The 18,032-nt window shown below is 35.5% G+C and carries 16 protein-coding genes and 1 other annotated feature; of the genes, 10 read left to right on the plus strand and 6 right to left on the minus strand.

All coding sequences use genetic code 11. The annotated features are described in order from the left end of the window. Positions 1 to 78 precede the first annotated feature (78 nt). From RAH41_RS03255 to RAH41_RS03265, 3 genes are all read left to right on the plus strand, one after another. Positions 79 to 1,641 carry an exosporium glycoprotein BclB-related protein gene (locus RAH41_RS03255; protein WP_331220599.1) on the plus strand — a complete coding sequence of 521 codons (1,563 nt, stop codon included), beginning with the start codon at positions 79 to 81 and terminating at the stop codon, positions 1,639 to 1,641. A 203-nt stretch (positions 1,642 to 1,844) separates the two neighbouring features. Then, positions 1,845 to 3,524 carry a hypothetical protein gene (locus tag RAH41_RS03260; RefSeq protein ID WP_331220601.1) on the plus strand — a complete coding sequence of 560 codons (1,680 nt, stop codon included), beginning with the start codon at positions 1,845 to 1,847 and terminating at the stop codon, positions 3,522 to 3,524. 226 nt (positions 3,525 to 3,750) lie between these two features. Next, complete coding sequence (locus tag RAH41_RS03265) at positions 3,751 to 5,127, plus strand: glycosyltransferase (RefSeq protein ID WP_331220603.1); 1,377 nt, start codon at positions 3,751 to 3,753, stop codon at positions 5,125 to 5,127. Between the two features lie 22 nt (positions 5,128 to 5,149). On the opposite strand, the gene RAH41_RS03270 is transcribed toward RAH41_RS03265, so the two are convergent. Both RAH41_RS03270 and RAH41_RS03275 read right to left on the minus strand, forming a co-directional pair. Further along, the gene (locus RAH41_RS03270) at positions 5,150 to 6,208 is read right to left on the minus strand and encodes a glycosyltransferase (RefSeq protein ID WP_331220605.1); all 1,059 of its coding nucleotides are present in this window, start codon (positions 6,206 to 6,208) and stop codon (positions 5,150 to 5,152) included. A 103-nt stretch (positions 6,209 to 6,311) separates the two neighbouring features. Then, on the minus strand, positions 6,312 to 7,397 hold the full coding sequence (locus RAH41_RS03275) for a glycosyltransferase (RefSeq protein ID WP_331220607.1): 1,086 nt from the start codon (positions 7,395 to 7,397) through the stop codon (positions 6,312 to 6,314). Between the two features lie 122 nt (positions 7,398 to 7,519). After that, positions 7,520 to 7,740: a binding site (T-box leader), on the plus strand. 42 nt (positions 7,741 to 7,782) lie between these two features. Here RAH41_RS03275 and argS point away from each other — a divergent pair. Beyond that, positions 7,783 to 9,471 carry an arginine--tRNA ligase gene (gene argS / locus RAH41_RS03280; protein ID WP_331220609.1) on the plus strand — a complete coding sequence of 563 codons (1,689 nt, stop codon included), beginning with the start codon at positions 7,783 to 7,785 and terminating at the stop codon, positions 9,469 to 9,471. Positions 9,472 to 9,722: 251 nt separating this feature from the next. Continuing rightward, entirely contained in the window at positions 9,723 to 10,316 is a 594-nt protein-coding gene (locus RAH41_RS03285; RefSeq protein WP_331220611.1) for a nitroreductase, read from the plus strand. A gap of 48 nt (positions 10,317 to 10,364) precedes the next feature. Here RAH41_RS03285 and RAH41_RS03290 read toward each other — a convergent pair whose 3' ends face one another. Beyond that, a complete protein-coding gene (locus RAH41_RS03290; RefSeq protein ID WP_331220614.1) occupies positions 10,365 to 11,921 on the minus strand; it encodes an ABC-F family ATP-binding cassette domain-containing protein in 1,557 nt (518 codons plus the stop codon). 313 nt (positions 11,922 to 12,234) lie between these two features. Between RAH41_RS03290 and RAH41_RS03295 the strand changes: the two genes are divergently transcribed. After that, positions 12,235 to 12,849 (plus strand): PH domain-containing protein, encoded by a 615-nt coding sequence (locus RAH41_RS03295; protein ID WP_331220616.1) that lies wholly within the window; start codon positions 12,235 to 12,237, stop codon positions 12,847 to 12,849. Positions 12,850 to 13,050: 201 nt separating this feature from the next. On the opposite strand, the gene RAH41_RS03300 is transcribed toward RAH41_RS03295, so the two are convergent. Both RAH41_RS03300 and RAH41_RS03305 read right to left on the minus strand, forming a co-directional pair. Continuing rightward, complete coding sequence (locus tag RAH41_RS03300) at positions 13,051 to 13,500, minus strand: PH domain-containing protein (RefSeq protein WP_331220618.1); 450 nt, start codon at positions 13,498 to 13,500, stop codon at positions 13,051 to 13,053. A gap of 15 nt (positions 13,501 to 13,515) precedes the next feature. Beyond that, positions 13,516 to 13,956 (minus strand): DinB family protein, encoded by a 441-nt coding sequence (locus tag RAH41_RS03305; RefSeq protein ID WP_331220620.1) that lies wholly within the window; start codon positions 13,954 to 13,956, stop codon positions 13,516 to 13,518. Positions 13,957 to 14,075: 119 nt separating this feature from the next. On the opposite strand from RAH41_RS03305, the gene RAH41_RS03310 reads away from it, so the two are divergent. Beyond that, positions 14,076 to 14,348 carry a hypothetical protein gene (locus RAH41_RS03310; protein ID WP_331220622.1) on the plus strand — a complete coding sequence of 91 codons (273 nt, stop codon included), beginning with the start codon at positions 14,076 to 14,078 and terminating at the stop codon, positions 14,346 to 14,348. A 56-nt stretch (positions 14,349 to 14,404) separates the two neighbouring features. Here RAH41_RS03310 and rnhC read toward each other — a convergent pair whose 3' ends face one another. Further along, positions 14,405 to 15,337, minus strand: a complete 933-nt coding sequence (rnhC, locus tag RAH41_RS03315) for a ribonuclease HIII (RefSeq protein WP_331220624.1) — start codon at positions 15,335 to 15,337, stop codon at positions 14,405 to 14,407. A 97-nt stretch (positions 15,338 to 15,434) separates the two neighbouring features. Between rnhC and zapA the strand changes: the two genes are divergently transcribed. The 3 genes from zapA to polX are packed head-to-tail and all read left to right on the plus strand — an operon-like array spanning position 15,435 to position 18,019. Further along, entirely contained in the window at positions 15,435 to 15,725 is a 291-nt protein-coding gene (gene zapA, locus RAH41_RS03320) for a cell division protein ZapA (RefSeq protein WP_419471558.1), read from the plus strand. Continuing rightward, the gene (locus RAH41_RS03325) at positions 15,718 to 16,248 is read left to right on the plus strand and encodes a CvpA family protein (protein ID WP_331220626.1); all 531 of its coding nucleotides are present in this window, start codon (positions 15,718 to 15,720) and stop codon (positions 16,246 to 16,248) included. The genes zapA and RAH41_RS03325 overlap by 8 nt, the downstream gene beginning before the upstream one ends. Positions 16,249 to 16,294: 46 nt before the next feature. Beyond that, positions 16,295 to 18,019: a DNA polymerase/3'-5' exonuclease PolX gene (gene polX, locus RAH41_RS03330; protein WP_331220627.1), complete on the plus strand. Its 1,725-nt coding sequence runs from the start codon at positions 16,295 to 16,297 to the stop codon at positions 18,017 to 18,019. Positions 18,020 to 18,032 lie beyond the last annotated feature (13 nt).

The raw sequence follows: 18,032 nt of genomic DNA on the forward strand, positions 1-18,032 counted from the left end.
TTTAATAATAATGAACCAATTTGTCCTTTTTTTATACAATAAATTGTACAATTAAAATTTTTTGAGAGGTGTATTTTTTTGCCACTACCACCAATTCCACCACTACCACAACAACCATCAGAAGAACCAAATCAACCAGATACTACACAAAGCACAGATCAATCAGAATTATTACAACAAATTTCTTCATTCCTTCCAAAACCAGTAATGGGTCCAACAGGAGCAACAGGAGCAACAGGTCCACGTGGTCCTGAAGGTAAACAAGGTCCTCGTGGAGAAAGAGGTAAACGAGGAAAAGAAGGAGAAGATGGAGACAGAGGTCCAAGGGGTCCGATGGGGCCGATGGGTCCAATGGGTCCAATGGGACCAATGGGTCCAGCAGGAACTCCTGGTACTGCAGGAGCAACAGGAGCAACAGGCCCAGCGGGAGCAACAGGTCCTGCAGGAGGCCCAGCAGGTCCAGCAGGAGCAACAGGTCCACAAGGGGCAACAGGCCCACAAGGAGCAACAGGCCCAGTAGGCCCAGCAGGAGCAACAGGTCCACAAGGAATCCCAGGTCAAGTAGGTCCAACAGGTTCAGCAGGTCCAGCAGGATTTCCAGGTCCAACAGGTCCAGCAGGTCCTCAAGGAACACCGGGTCCACAAGGAGCAACGGGCCCAGCAGGAATACCAGGCCCAGCAGGAGCAACAGGCCCAGCAGGAACACCAGGTGCAGCAGGAGCAACAGGCCCAGTAGGAGCAACAGGCCCAGCAGGAGCAACAGGCCCAGCAGGAACAACAGGTGCAGCAGGAGCAACAGGCCCAGCAGGAGCAACAGGCCCAGCAGGAACACCAGGTGCAGCAGGAGCAACAGGCGCACCGGGAGCAACAGGCCCAGCAGGAGCAACAGGCCCAGCAGGAACACCAGGTGCAGCAGGAGCAACAGGCCCAGCAGGAGCAACAGGCCCAGCAGGAGCAACAGGCCCAGCAGGAACACCAGGTGCAGCAGGAGCAACAGGCCCAGCGGGAGCAACAGGCCCAGCGGGAGCAACAGGCCCAGCAGGAGCAACAGGTCCAGCAGGAACACCGGGCGCAGCAGGAGCAACAGGCCCAGCGGGAGCGACTGGTATAGCAGGTACAGGTGCAATTATTCCGTTTGCATCAGGTGCACCAGTAGTAATGTCAACAGTTGCAGGTGGATTAGCGGGAACAGCAGGTCTTGTAGGATTTGGAAGTTCAATTCCAAATGTTGCATTACTTCCTGGACCAGCGATTGATTTAACTGGAACTGGTTTACCAACTGAAATTCTTGATTTTGCATTCTCAATGCCTAGAGCTGGTATTATTACAGCAATTTCAGCATCCTATAGTAATGTAGTTGCTTTGTCAATTTTAGGAACAAATATAGTGGTCACTGCACAATTATATAGTGCACCAATAAATAGTAATAACTTTACTCCAGTTGCAGGTGCAAGTGTCACTTTACCGGCTCTAGCAGGTCCGCTTTCATTAGGCCAAATCACTAGCGGTATTTCTACACCTTTAGCAGTACCAATTGCAGCACAAACTCGTTTAATGATGGTATTTACTGCAACTGCAAACGGTATTAGCCTTGTTAATACTGTTACTGGATATGCTAGCGCAGGAGTATCTATAAACTAATTAATAAATAGAAGTAAGAAAAATATATTTTTACAATAACTCTACTAAACTAGATCGCTTTTGACTATCAATGATAGTTTTGAATCTAGTAAGTAGAGTTTTTTTGCGGATTTTTAATAGAAATGATAAAAATATCCAAACCAAACTTGTCCATCAAAAATAGTATAAGGTGTACGTCAAAATATTTTTGGAGGTGTATCTATTTGCCAATACCACCAGGCCCAACAAGTTCACCATTATTTTCATTTCCGCCTAGTCCAACAGGTCCAACAGGAGCAGCATTACCACCAGGCCCAGCAGTACCTCCAGGTCCATCAGGTCCAGTAGGTCCAACAGGTCCAGTAGGTCCGACAGGTCCACAAGGCCCAGCGGGAGCAACAGGTCCAACAGGAGCAACAGGCCCAGCAGGAGCAACAGGTCCAGCAGGAGCAACAGGCCCAGCAGGAGCAACAGGTCCAGCGGGAGCAACAGGCCCAGCGGGAGCAACAGGCCCAGCGGGAGCAACAGGCCCAGCGGGAGCAACAGGTCCAGCGGGAGCAACAGGTCCAGCGGGAGCAACAGGCCCAGCAGGAGCAACAGGAGCAGACGGAGCAACAGGCCCAGCAGGAGCAACAGGTCCAGCAGGAGCAACAGGTCCAGCAGGAGCAACAGGTCCAGCGGGAGCAACAGGAGCAGACGGAGCAACAGGCCCAGCAGGAGCAACAGGTCCAGCGGGAGCAACAGGAGCAGACGGAGCGACAGGTCCAGCAGGAGCAACAGGAGCAGACGGAGCGACAGGCCCAGCAGGAGCAACAGGTCCAGCGGGAGCAACAGGAGCAGACGGAGCAACAGGTCCAGCGGGAGCAACAGGAGCAGACGGAGCAACAGGCCCAGCAGGAGCAACAGGTCCAGCGGGAGCAACAGGTCCAGCGGGAGCAACAGGTCCAGCGGGAGCGACAGGAGCAGACGGAGCGACAGGTCCAGCAGGGGCAACAGGTCCAGCGGGAGCGACAGGAGCAGACGGAGCAACAGGTCCAGCGGGAGCAACAGGAGCAGACGGAGCAACAGGCCCAGCAGGAGCAACAGGTCCAGCGGGAGCGACAGGAGCAGACGGAGCAACAGGTCCAGCGGGAGCAACAGGTCCAGCGGGAGCAACAGGAGCAGACGGAGCAACAGGCCCAGCAGGAGCAACAGGTCCAGCGGGAGCAACAGGAGCAGATGGAGCGACAGGCCCAGCAGGAGCGACAGGTCCAGCGGGAGCAACAGGAGCAGACGGAGCGACAGGCCCAGCAGGAGCAACAGGTCCAGCAGGAGCGACAGGAGCAGACGGAGCAACAGGTCCAGCAGGGGCAACAGGTCCAGCGGGAGCAACAGGAGCAGACGGAGCGACAGGCCCAGCAGGAGCGACAGGTCCGAGTCTGACTTCAACTGGATTCTCAGCATTCATTCCAAGTGTGAATACTGCTACTACAGCTCAATTAACTAACTGGAGTGTTGCTAGTCCACATTTCAGTTCACCTGCTTTTGATCCAACACTTGGTAATTTTACAGTACCTGCTACAGGAAGGTATACTTTTGAAGCAACAATTAACTATTCAACAACTACAACATTAACGGCTGCTATCGGAGCAGGAATAAATCCTTCTTTTGTAATACGTAGAACTGCTCCTACTACTGCTGACTTAATAAGTGGTTTAGTACCAATTTTAGATGTAAATATAATTGCAGTACTGAACTTAAGAGCAATTCTAGGAGATGGAGCTGTCACGATTACTGGAGATTTAGAATTAACTGCCGGAGATGTGATTGGTCTCTTCTATGAAGCAGATGGATTGACAGTTCAGCTTACTTTAGGTGGAAATAATACAGCTGGTATCACTTGGTCAGTTCACCGTATTTCGTAATGATCACTCTTAGAGATTAGTAGTCTTAAGGTGATGACAGTCCTCATTAATTATTCAATAGTAATCTATTCGAATAAATTAATGAGGATTTTTTTATTAAATAATTATTACTGACCAAATATTTCCATCTTGAATATAGTAATTATTGCATGGGTTATTTAGATACATGAATTTAAAAGAAATTATACTTGCTATTGCAGTGAGATCCTAAGAAGGTGTTTAATGAATGAAAACTAGTATTATTATTTTGACTTATAATCAGCTCGAGGTATCGAAAAAATGTTTTGAAAGTCTTGCTAAATATACAAAGGAAGATGAAGTAGAAATCATTGTTATTGATAATGGCTCGACTGATGGCACTCGAGATTATTTAAAGAATAAACCTTCTTTTATTACAATCTTTAATGAGATAAATATGGGGTTTGCTAAAGGGTGTAATCAAGGAATCGAAGTCGCTACAGGTGATAACTTGTTATTTTTAAATAATGATACAATCGTTACAGAAAATTGGTTAGAGGCTATGCTTACTCTTTTATATAGTAATGATAAAATTGGCATGGTTGGACCTGTAAGTAATTATGTAAGTGGATTGCAGCGAATAAATGTTGATTATCAAAATGATCAAGAAATTAATGATTTTTCATTGAGATATTGTGCAAATGTAAAAGGAATGTCTAAGCAAGTATTAAGATTAGTAGGATTTTGTTTATTAGTTAAACGAGAATTAATTGATCGTTTAGTAGGATTTGATGAAAGGTTTAAACTAGGTTCATTTGAAGATGATGATATTTGTTTAAGAACTATTTTAGAAGGATATGAATTGCATATTGCTTTAGATTCATTTGTTCATCATTATGGGCACATGACATTCAATGGAAATAGTGATATTAATATAAATCACCTATATATAGAAAATAGAATGAAGTATATCGAAAAGTGGGGAAACAATTTAATAGATATTGGGTATCCGAAGACAGAAATTATTGAAATGGTTCCAGGTAACATAAATAATGTATTAGAAATAGGTTGCTTAGCTGGCGCGACAGGTTTAGAAATTAAAAATCTATACAAATGTGAATTATATGGAACAGAAAGTGATTCCGAATTATCCTCAATTGCATCACAATTTTATAAGAGGATTGATACAATTAGTATAGGTGAAGTTTCCTATAATTACCCTGAGGCGTTTTTTGATTTAATCATCATTGATAATATTGTTAACCATCTTGTAGATCCTTGGAGTTTTGCAAAAGAGATCACCAAACTATTAAAGCCATCTGGTTCAATTATTTGTAGAGTTCCAAATGTTTCGCATGGTGAAGTTCTCTTTCAATTATTACAAGGCCAATGGAATTATCTTCACGCTGGAATATTGAAAAAAGAAAATATTAGATTTTTCACGCCTCAAACAATTAATACGCTATTTCCAACTGACCAATTTGAAGTTGTGAAAAAAAAGAATGAAAATATAAATGTAGATTTAAATATTAAATTATTTTTTGAAGAAGTAGTTCATTTAGCTCATGGTTTTGGAATAAATCTTGATCAACTAACTTCAAATCTTGAAATATATAATATGCTCTTGTTAATAAGAAAAAAATGATTAAAAGGCAGTTGAGGGGTCCTCAGCTGCCTTCGTTATTTAATCTATTTGCAAAATACTTTCTATTTGAAAGAATGCTTGGGTGTGTTGGGTAAAAATGATAAGCTAATTCATTGTGCTCATTTGCAAGGTGCAATTCACCAATCCTGTCATAGCATACAGCTAGCTGTAAATGTGGTAGCCAAGTAGTACAGGATGGGTTGAGAAGAATTAAACGATTGTTCACCTTATTTAAGGTTGCTTCTCTATACCAATATATAGCTGAATTGAAATTATTTTTCTCAAAAAATGTATAAGCTAATCTACAACATGTTTCTGGATGAGTATTGCCATATTTAAGAGCCCTTAATAACCAAGTTGTTTCCATGTCTCTTAGATTAAACTCGTGATAACAATTAGCAATATAATGACATGCAAGAATATTAAGTTCTTCAAATGGTTGATTTAATCTCAAAAATTTTAAAAAATACTTTATTGATTGATCATGTTGATGATCTGAACTTAATTCTTTTGCATAGTAAAACAAATCCATTGTTGACAGATTAAGGTTGTTAGTTAACATTTGTTCATATATTTGAATATTTTCTTTTGTATTTTGTGTAAAAGGAAGATCTGTAATAACAAAATTAGTAGATAATGATTCCGAGGATTGTTCATTTTTCAAATTCGGGGAGTGACTATTTGGACTTAATCTTTTAAATAACCTATTAATTTTTTGTTTACTTTTTACATTCCAACCGATTTGATAATCAACAGCTACAGTATAAACTTCATTGTTTATTGACTGTTTTAGCTTAGAAAATGTTAAACGATCATTTTCTAGTAAAACTTCACTATGATTTAGTAAAAGTATAAAGTCTTTTGTTGCCAATGATTTAGAAAAATTTAATGCATCTATTTCATTCACACCGTCAAAGACATGTATTTGGTCTGTAAACTGTCTTGCTAGCTCAATCGTTCGATCGTGGGAATTCATATCAACGATGATAATTTCATCAACTATGCTACTAACTGAACTAAGACATCTTTCAATTGTGGCTTCATTATTTTTTACAACTATGCATAAACTGACTGTGATCAAGCTATCACCCTTTTCTATAATTGTGAGTTTGTATTAAATCATTGATGATAAACTAAACAGATAGGATCTAAGGAAATAGAATGTTAGTAGATAGAAGGGTGAGTTATTGATCTTTAAAATATGAGCGGAAATACTCTTTGTTGTGAAGAACTGAAGGGTTATTCGGAACATAACTTGCGGCTATATCATTATATTTTCTAGCAGTAAGTTGATCACCTAATCGACTATAGCAAACACATAACTGTAGATTAGGTAACCAAGTGTAGCAAGCTTGATTGATAAATGGACTACTTGTTGGAACCTCAACAAGTGTAGCAAGTTTATACCACGATATAGCACGTGTAAAATCACCTTGTTGAAGATACACGAATCCTAAACGGCAGCAGTTTTCTCCACGTGGACCATCATATGAAAAAGATCTTAGACAACTATTTATCGCTTTTTCTAATTCGTTTAGATTAAAATAGCAGTCTGCCATTTTTCCACAGGCTTGAATATTATCTTCGTACCAGCCTTTTCCCTCATTAAGAAATAATTCATACCATTCAATCGCTTTCTCGTATAGCTGATGATCTACGCATTCATTAGCATAATAGTATTTGTCACGAGGACTTAATTCATTTCCTGATAAAATCGCATTTTCATAAATCTTTAAATTACGATCAGAAAACTCTTTATCTTTTTGATGAATAATTGCAGCATCTGATTGAATAATTTCGCCGTAAACCTCTAAATATTCATGTACGAAACCAATCCATTTAAAGTTTCTTTCTCGCTTAACGATTCTATTCCGTACTGAACTAAAGCTTGGATTTCCATTTTCATCGAAAGCTAAATGATATTTCATTCCGACAGCGTCGACATTTTTAGTTAAGGACTTTTTTAATGTGAGTATTTTTTTTGCATTTTCGTCAGTGATAATATCATCAGCATCAAGCCACATAATATAATCCTTCGTTGCCTTAGAAAAAGCAAAATTTCTTGCTGCAGAAAAATCATTAATCCATGTAAAATCGTAAATAAGATTTGTAAACTTTTTAGCTATTTCTTTTGTTTTATCTGTTGATCCAGTATCAATAATGACAATTTCGTCTACTATATTAGATACAGATGATAAACATCTGGAAAGTACTGCTTCTTCGTTTTTAACAATCATACAAAGACTTAAAGTTATTGGTTTATTTTTCATGAATATCACCTCAATTTCTATGTTATTAAGGTTGTCAGCAAATGGTGTCATTCATAAAGTTTAAAAAAGATTTAATCTTGAATTTCTCCATTAGATATGATTAAATGGAAAAAATGAATATTGAAAATTTTTAGATGAAGAGAGTAATCTTATTTTGATTCTTCTAGAGAGTTGGGGATGGTGGAAGCCTAACAGAGCGAATAAGATGAAGCGCACTTCGGAGAAGCAGTCTGAATTAATAGTAGGACTTTGCCGGGGAAGACCTCGTTAACAAATTTTAAAGCTGGTTCAATAAATTGAACAATTAGAGTGGTACCGCGGATTAGTTAAACCCGTCTCTTATGATAGAGACGGGTTTTTTATATTTTGGAGAGGATTGATCAAAATGAATTATGTAAATATGTATAGTGAACAAATTGAAAAAGCTTTAAATGGATCACTAACTTTAACTGAAATTAACTCATTTATCGAAAAACCGAATTATGCAGACCAAGGTGATTTAGCATTTCCTTGTTTCCAATTAGCAAAAGCATTAAAAAAATCTCCAGTCATAATTGCAAAGGAAATTGCAACACAAATTAATCATGAATTAATTGAAAAAGTAGAAGCGAACGGCCCGTACGTAAACTGCTTTTTGAATAAAAAGCTAGTAAGTAAGCAAGTAATTGAATTAGTTCTTGGCCAAGGGAAGGAATATGGAAATCAAGTAATTGGTAAAGACAAAACGGTTGCGATTGATTGTTCCTCACCTAATATTGCAAAGCCGTTTTCAATGGGGCACTTGCGTTCAACAATGATTGGAAATTCAATTGCTAAAATAGCTGAAAAAAATGGGTATAAATCAATAAAAATTAATCACCTAGGAGACTGGGGAACACAGTTTGGAAAATTAATTGTGGCTTATAAACTTTGGGGTAATCAGGACGCAGTAAAAGAAAATCCAATCAAAGAACTTCTAAAATTATATGTTAAATTTCATGAAGAAGTTGAAAAAGAGCCTCAACTAGAGGAAGAAGCTAGAAGTTGGTTTAAGCAATTGGAGGAAAAAAACGAAGAAGCTTTACACTTATGGAAATGGTTCCGAGATGAGTCTCTTAAAGAATTCATGTTAGTTTATGATTTATTAGGTGTTAACTTTGATAGTTTTAACGGAGAAGCATTTTACAATGATAAAATGGACCGAGTAATTGAACTGCTAGAGCAAAAAAACCTTTTAGTGGAATCTGAAGGTGCTGATGTTGTTGAATTAACTGAAAAGGAATTACCACCATGCTTAATTAGAAAATCAGACGGAGCTACGCTGTATGCTACAAGAGATTTAGCAGCTGCACTTTATCGTAAAGAAACATACGATTTTGATAAAGCATTATATGTTGTAGGTGGAGAACAAGCATTGCATTTTGATCAAGTATTTACTGTTTTGAAGAAAATGGGTTACGAATGGGCAAATGAAATGGTACATGTTCCATTTGGTTTAATCCTACAAAACGGTAAAAAAATGTCAACACGAAAAGGGAAAATTGTTCTTTTAGAAGAGGTAATTGAGGAAGCGATTAGTTTAGCTAGTCAAAATATCGCAGAAAAAAATCCTACATTAAAAAATAAAGAAGATGTTGCAAAAATGGTTGGGGTCGGTGCAATCATTTTCCAAGATTTAAAAAATGATCGTATGAATAACATCGAATTTTCACTAGATCAGATGCTAAAATTTGAAGGTGAAACAGGGCCATATGTACAATACTCAATTGCGAGAACAAATTCGATTTTAAATAAAGCTTCATCACACGAATTAAATAAACAAGACGGACTGGACGATTCATATAGTTGGGACATCATAAAACATATACTTGAGTTCCCTAACAAAGTTACACGTAGTTTTGAACAATTTGAACCATCTGTCATTGCTAAATATACAATAGATTTGGCACAAAGCTTTAATAAATATTATGGAAATACTCATATTCTTACAAATGATGACCAATTAGAGAGTAGATTAGCATTAATTAAAGTTGTTTCCATTGTTTTAGAAGAAGGATTAAGATTATTAGGAATTCGTGCTCCAAAAGAAATGTAAAGTAAAGGTATTGAAGAAATTTTTATCTTCAATACCTTTTTTTGATTTGATTGTAGAGCTCAAAACACAGTCTTTCTAATTTCTATTAACATATAATTAATAATGTAATGATTTCGATTAACAATGTATTCAAATGAAAAAGGATTAACATAGTCATAAAAACAGTTAACATTTAAAAGTTTTATTGAAAATGATTATCATTTAAAATTATAATAAGTTTAAGTATTTTAGAGAATAAGGGGAAACGTTCAATGTCGATATTAAATTTTATTAAAAATAGAAGAACGATTAGAGATACAAAAAAGGATCCAATTAATATGGAAGATTTAATGGAGCTACTTGAAGTTGCATCTTATGCTCCTTTCCATAGCAAAGAAGAGCCTTGGCAATTTATTATGGTTTCAGAGGAAAAAGAAAAAGAATATTATGCTTCAAAAATTGTAGATAGTTACGAAAGAATGGAATTAACTGAAACATATACAGTTGAGAAAATTAAAAAATCAACGGAATTTTTTCAAACATATATTGCTGATACACCTATGCATTTAATAATAACGACAGACCACTCAGAAAATGAAAAGAAAAATTTAGAAGCGATTGGAGCAACCTGTGCATTTGTTCAAAATTTACAATTAGCAGCTTGGGAAAAGAATATTGGAATGGTGTGGCGAACAAATCCCTATATTTTCGATAAACAATTTTACAAAGAGATGGGTATACCAGAAAATCGAAAAATTTTAGGAGCTCTTCATATTGGTTATATAAATTCAATGCCAAAAGGAACAAAGAAAAGAAAACATCCAAGTGAATGGATTACAAAGCTAAGTCAAAATATTTCACTTTAGTAAGTGATAAAAAAAGAGAGACCAAATCGTCTCTCTTTTTTGTATTCATTAAAACACCTTAGTAGTCCAGTTTTCACCATTCCATACATCTGTAACTAATCCTTGGTAGAATTCAGGTTCGTGACAGATAATTAAAAGACTTCCTTTGTACTCTTTTAGTGCGCGTTTTAGTTCTTCTTTAGCATCTACATCTAAATGGTTAGTAGGCTCGTCGAGAACAAGTAAGTTTGTTTCTTGATTAATTAACTTACATAAACGAACTTTCGCCTTTTCTCCACCACTTAAAACTGCAACTTTACTCTCAATATGCTTTGTCGTTAAACCACATTTTGCAAGTGCAGAACGAACTTCATATTGTGTAAATGATGGGAATTCATCCCAAACTTCATCGATACAAGTCTTATTATTATCACTTTTTACTTCTTGTTCGAAGTAACCAATGTGAAGGAATTCACCGCGCTCAACTTCACCAGAAATTGGCTTAATATCACCAAGTAAACTACGCATTAAAGTCGTTTTACCGATCCCGTTTGCACCAACCAAAGCAATTTTCTGTCCACGTTCCATACGAAGATTCAAAGGTTTTGATAGTGGCTCATCGTAACCAATTACTAAATCTTTTGCTTCAAATATTAATTTACCTGAAGTACGAGCTGGTTTGAAGTTGAATTCTGGTTTTGGCTTTTCACGTGCAAGCTCAATTACATCCATCTTATCAAGTTTCTTTTGGCGTGACATAGCCATATTACGAGTAGAAACACGAGCTTTATTACGAGCAACGAAATCTTTTAGTTCAGAGATTTCTTGTTGTTGACGTTTATAAGCTGATTCTAATTGTGATTTTTTCATTTCATAAATTCCTTTGAAATTATCATAATCACCAACATAACGATTTAATTCTTGGTTTTCCATATGATAAATCAAGTTAATAACACTATTTAAAAACGGAATATCATGTGAAATTAAAATAAATGCATTTTCATACTCTTGTAAATAACGCTTTAACCATTCAATATGTTGCTCATCTAAATAGTTAGTAGGCTCATCGAGTAATAGGATATCTGGTTTTTCTAAAAGAAGTTTTGATAGAAGAACCTTTGAACGTTGACCACCAGAAAGTTCTGTTACGTCACGATCAAGTCCGATATCTTCTAAACCTAAACCACGACCAATTTCTTCAACTTTAGCATCAATGATATAAAAATCATTATTTGTTAAAGTATCTTGAAGAACACCTACATCTTCAAGCATTTTCTCCATTTCTTCGGGAGTTGCTTCAGCCATTTTCACATATAAATCATTAATTTCATTTTCCATATCAAACATATATTGGAAAGCACTTTTTAAAACGTCACGAATTGTCATACCTGGCTGTAATACAGCATGCTGATCTAAATAACCTACACGTACTTTTTTAGACCATTCAACTTTCCCTTCATCAGGCTGTAATTTTCCAGTAACGATATTCATGAAAGTTGATTTACCTTCACCATTTGCACCAATAAGACCGATATGTTCACCTTTTAATAGACGGAATGATACATCATTAAAAATTGCACGATCACCGAATCCATGGCTTAAGTTTTTTACAGTTAAAATACTCATAGATCGACACCTTTTCTTTATTTTTCATATAATAATGTTCTTAATGAAAGAACGTAATTTAAACAGTCACCATCTAATTATAGTCTGCAACTAGGTATGTGTTCAACAATAAATTAAGTTATAACTTAAGGGGGCGGGTTAGAACCGAGAGGACTTTTTAAATAAGGAAATAAAATCCATATCCCCCTTCTATTCCTATCCCCATATTTTTGTATTTAATGTATAATTCAGAAGTGTAATAGTCAAAAAGTGGGTTTTGAAGGCGTACAAATATAAAATTAGCCATACCTACTATTTACGAGGAGGAAGTTTAATGTTTGGTAAAGTTGCTGCAGATATGCTTGGTTTAAGTGATGTAGGTAGTGTAATTGATCCTAAAAATTATGACAAAGTTGATTCTGACGATTATGTAATGCATGAAGATAATGAAAAAATTTATTTCTTAATTAAATCAAAATCAGATGAGTATTGCTTTACGAATAAGGCTTTAATTCATTTAGACGGTACAAGTGCAATAAGTAAGAAGCGTACACTTCATCGTTATAATTATCACACACATAAAATTACTCATGTTGTACTTGAAACAGCCGGTACAATTGATTTAGATGTTGAAATTAAGTTCAACATTGGTGGTAGAGAGTTTTCAATCGATGTTCATAAAAAACATATTGAACAAGTTAAAGATCTATATAAAGCTTTACTAATGATTGCTGAAATTAGTCATGAAAACGAACAAGCACTTGGATATGCAAAAGAAAGCATCGAAATTGCTTCTACAACATTAGGCCGTGTAACTTCAAATGAAAATAATGTAGTCAACAGTTTTAAAGAAATTAATGAAGCTGCTTTTGAATGGTTAATGAAGTCTAGAGAGCAATACAAAGTGAAAGATTTCGGATCAGTATTTGAGAAGTATATTAATAATTAATGATGTAAAGAGAGGTCTCGTAAGTCAATGTGCTTATGAGACCTTTTTTGCTGGTGAATTTCTTAGATTAGCGGAATACGAATAAGGGTTCATGATTGAAATTTCCTTAGAATTTAAGTTACCGAATAAAGAATAAACAAAGAAAACTCACAAGGAACGCAATACCTTGTGAATTTTCTTTGTGTAAAGATCTCAATTAATTTAAACTTCTTTCCTTTGACGATTTAAAATTGTAGCATTTGGACAGCGTTTTTTTATTTCTTGTAAAAAAAATTCTTCGTCTTTTGGAAGTGAAAGTAAGGCAAATCCGTACTTTTTGTATTCGATTTTCAAACGTTTGAAGGTCCATGCAGGTGAAGAAACTGGATTATTGGAGAAATTAACTGTTCTAATTTCACTATATGGAATAAGAATTGTTATAAATCCAAAATTTGATTTGAATTCAGTGTCGGTTAATTCATGGTATGTGTTGAATAATGCACAAACTAGAACAAGCAAAATTGGTAATAAGAAGACAAAGACTACTAAACTTATGATGATTCCTGTACGTTCACCTTTCATAAAGCTGATGATGGGAACTGAAATAATGATGGGAACTAAGCTTAGAATTAGGACGACTAATAGAGGGTTTTTCTTCACCTTAAATTTCATGACGACACCTTGAACCTATCCCAAAATTTGATTTAAATGATGCTTCATATGGTCAATATAGTCAGTAAATAACCAACTTAACGTAACAGATTCATCATTTTGACTAATATATTGCAGTTTCCATTGGTCTTCTGAAATGTTTGAGAGCACATTCATGAAACGTAAATTTAGAGCAGTCCATAAAGTAAGAATTTCTTCAATTGTATAGCTATTTTGATAATCATTTAATGCTACCCATGAATTTTGTTTATAAAGCTCCAAAACTAGTTCATCATTAGAGGACAATCGATCTATAAATCTTTTATGATTCATCGTCGCAGAATCGCAAAGATGACCAAGTATTTCTTTCTTAGACCATTTTGTAGGACTTGGTTTATAATCTGTATTCGATAAGGCTCTGATGATTTTTGGAACTGATTGGATTAGACTACTAAATTCGTTTATTAAATTATTCATCTAACTATTCCTCCTTCGTTTCTACATGTTATGAATATGTTTAAACATTTTTCTTTATGAGTCTTTAGACAAGCCATAGATGAATAGGTTATTAGTAGGACAATCTTGGAGGTGGCTTGATGTTAATCTTTTTACTTTATGTCGGATTGTTAGTTGGAGTGTTAGCAGTTTATAAAGATGCCATTAAGCGGGATATTAATAATTTAGGGTTTCAAATGATCGGTTATTATGTACTAGCTTCTTTACCATTTAGGTTATTTTGGTTACCGATCCCTTTTGGATTTTTGATTTGTTTATTTTTATTATCTAAACCGATGCTTCGATATAAAAAACAAAAACAAGTTGCTAGCCTATTAGGTTTCATTCTATTTATAGTAGATGCTGTATTCTAAATAAATGTTTAGAATACAGCTTTTTTGATGTTTTCATATTCTTTAGAATAGGAATATCATTTTTTAGCAATTTTTAATGCTTTTTCGGTATTAGCGAAATGTAATTTCGTTAAACTTCGTAAAGCTTCAAAACCTTTTGATTTAATTAGTTTTGCTGCAGCTTGATCAACTTTTGCACCAGCACCTTTAGGTAAGGTCATGCCAGCTTTTTCACTTAATTGATCCATTTGTTGTAGGAAAGCATAGCGAGCTAAAATAGAAGAAACTGCAACTGAGAGATGCAAACCTTCTGCTTTTGTAGCAAATTGAACTTTATCACGAATGACTTCTTTTGTTCCTTTTAAATAGCCATAATACAGATTTGGAGGAGTAAATTGATCAATTAAGATTGCATCATATTTTTTTTCTTCCAATTTAGAAATCGTATTTCGAATTGCTTGGTTATGTAAAAGAGCCTTTAGTTTATTCATATTATAGCCTTTTTCTTGCATAGCATTGTATTTCTCATTGTGTAGTACTAAGAGGCTGTAGGTTACGACATGAACAATTTTTTTTGCTATATTACATATGGCATCGTCAGTTAGTTCTTTGGAATCTTTTACACCTAATTCTTTTAATAATTCGAATTGGCTTGGTTCTACAAAAGAAGCTACTACAGTCATCGGGCCAAAGTAGTCGCCTGTACCAACTTCATCACTACCTATTACTGCCAGACTTGAAAAGTTTTTTGGTAAAGTTGAATTCGTATTTGTAGGGTTTACCTTTTTATTTGTTTGGCTAGACGATTTACCTTGCCATTTACTTACTTCAGCATCACAATTTGAGCCTTGAAACATTACTTTACCAGATTTATATGCAGTGATTGTACAGCCACTTGGTTTGGCCATAAATACTCCACCTTGTGGTACTTTTGATTGGAGGCTACTTTGGTAGTGTGCTTTCATCTGTAAGAGAGTATCCTCAGAAACTGTTAATACAGTGTTTGACATAAATTTCTCCTTTATAAATGGATATTTTCCAATACTTTTGATTGTATTGAATTTCATGTTATAGTTAAGGTTAGAATGTTTATAGCTGAATGGAGGTATGAAGTTGTCCAATTCTTCATCGAAACAAAAACTAAATGTAACTATTTATGGGCAACATTATGCAATTACTGGTGACGAGTCAACAGATCATATTCGCCATGTTGCCTCAATTGTAGATGATAAAATGAAAGAAATAAATAAAAAAAATCCATTATTAGATACTAATAAATTAGCTGTATTAACAGCAATAAATATTGTAAGTGATTATGTGAAATTAAAAGAAAGAGCTGAAATGCTCGAAAAATTATTAGAAAAACAAACGAAAAGTGAGAAGAAAGAGAATGATTGATTTAATTATACTGATTATTTTTATTTTAGGAATTTTGACAGGTTGGAAAAGAGGATTTATTAGCAGCCTTGTACGATTACTAGGTTTTTTACTATCCATATACCTAGCTTATCATTATTATGAGCAGACCGCTACTTCGCTTCAAAAAATATTTCCAATTCATATAAGCGGTAGTCAAGTCGTGAATGCAGAGCAGTATGTATATGAAATTATTGCATTTGCTTTACTATTTATTGGGACAAGGCTAGTTATTTCATTTATTGGTTCGTTATTAAATGGAGTTTTCCAATTACCTGTTTTAAAGCAGATGAACTCCTTCTTAGGTGGAATTTTTGGTTTTATAGAGGTTTATTTATTTGCGGTGTTGGCGCTTTTTATAGCTTTAATTGTACCAATAGATACGCTTCATGTTTTATTACTTAAATCCAATATTGCTCATTTTATGGTTCAAAATACACCATTTATATCAAATCAATTAATAGAATTATGGAACAACGGATTACATAGTTCAGAAATTCTTTAATAAGTTTAAGTGAAAAACAATTTCTATGTTAAGTAGGTGACTTAAAATGCACAAAAAAGAGTTAATTAAACTATTAGAACAAATTGCTACTTATTTAGAACTAAAAGGTGAGAATGCTTTTAAAATATCAGCATTTCGTAAAGCGGCAAATGCATTAGAAACTGATGAAAGAAGTCTTGAGCAAATTGACGATTTTACTGCTATAAAAGGGATCGGAAAAGGAACTTCTGCAGTAATTTTAGAATATATCGAAACTGGTAAAAGTACGGTATTGGAAGAACTACAAGAGTCATTGCCTAAAACTTTACTTCCTTTACTCAGATTACCAGGATTAGGTGGGAAAAAAGTAGCTAAGCTTTATCAATCATTACAAATTGAAAGCATGGAGCAGTTAAAAGAAGCATGCATAAATGGCAAGTTACAAGGGCTAGCTGGATTCGGAAAAAAGACAGAGCAAAATATTTTAGAATCAATCGAGGAGTTTGGTAAGCAGCCTGAACGTTTGCCACTAGCAGATGTATTGCCGATTGCTGATAAAATTGAAGCTTATTTAGCAGAAATGAAGGATGTTGAAAAGTACTCAAGAGCAGGAAGTTTACGAAGAGTACGTGAAACAGTTAAAGATTTAGACTTCATTGTTGCATCAAATAAACCGGAAAGCATTAAAGAACAATTACTTTCAATGCCGGAAATCGTTCGAATCATTGCACAAGGGGATACAAAAGTGTCTCTTGTTTTAAAAGGTGTTGAATATGAGATTTCAGTTGACTTCAGAATTATTCACCCTAAGGAGTTTGCTACTACACTGCATCATTTTACTGGTTCTAAGGACCATAATGTAGCTATGCGCCAATTGGCTAAAGAGCGTGATGAAAAAATTAGTGAGTACGGCGTTGAAAACGTTAATACTGGAGAAGTTTTAACATTTGAAAATGAAGAAGAATTTTATGCTCACTTTAATTTACCTTGTTTTCCACCTGAGATTCGAGAGGATGGGAAGGAAGTATCAACTTTTACAAACGATTATCCATTAATTCGTTTAGAAGATATGAAATCTGATTTACATATGCACTCTACTTGGAGTGATGGTGGCTATTCAATCGAAGAAATGGCCGATGCATGTCGCGCTAAAGGGTATAAATATATTGTCATCACAGACCATTCACAATATTTAAAGGTTGCGAACGGGTTAACTCCTGAGCGCTTATGGAAACAAAAAGAAGAAATTCAGCGTGTTAATGAAAAATATACTGATTTTACAATTCTGCATGGGGTAGAAATGGATATTTTACCTGATGGATCGTTAGATTATGAAGATGATGTTTTACGTTCACTTGATTTTGTTATTGCTTCAATTCATTCTAGTTTTAGTCAAGATGAAGAGACAATCATGATGCGTTTAAAAAATGCAATGAGAAATCCTTATGTTAGCATGATTGGGCATCCAACAGGCCGCAAAATTGGCAGAAGAGCTGGGTACAAAGTAAATGCTGAAGAATTAATTTCTGTAGCAAAAGAAACAGGTACAATTTTAGAATTAAATGCAAATCCAAATCGATTAGATTTAAATAAAGAAATGTTAATGATGGCACAGGAAGCTGGTGTGATGCTATCTATTAATACGGATGCACATAACATTGATATGCTAGACCATATGACTGTTGGGGTTAGTGCGGCCAAGAAGGCTTGGTTAAAAAGAGAAAATATTGTAAATACATTTGAATTACACGAACTTTTAAGTTTAATTGAAAGGAAACGTAATCGAGTGTAAGGAGGTTCGACGG

This window comes from Gottfriedia acidiceleris (assembly GCF_036421055.1).
In the GTDB taxonomy this organism is placed as follows: domain Bacteria; phylum Bacillota; class Bacilli; order Bacillales; family Bacillaceae_G; genus Gottfriedia; species Gottfriedia acidiceleris_C.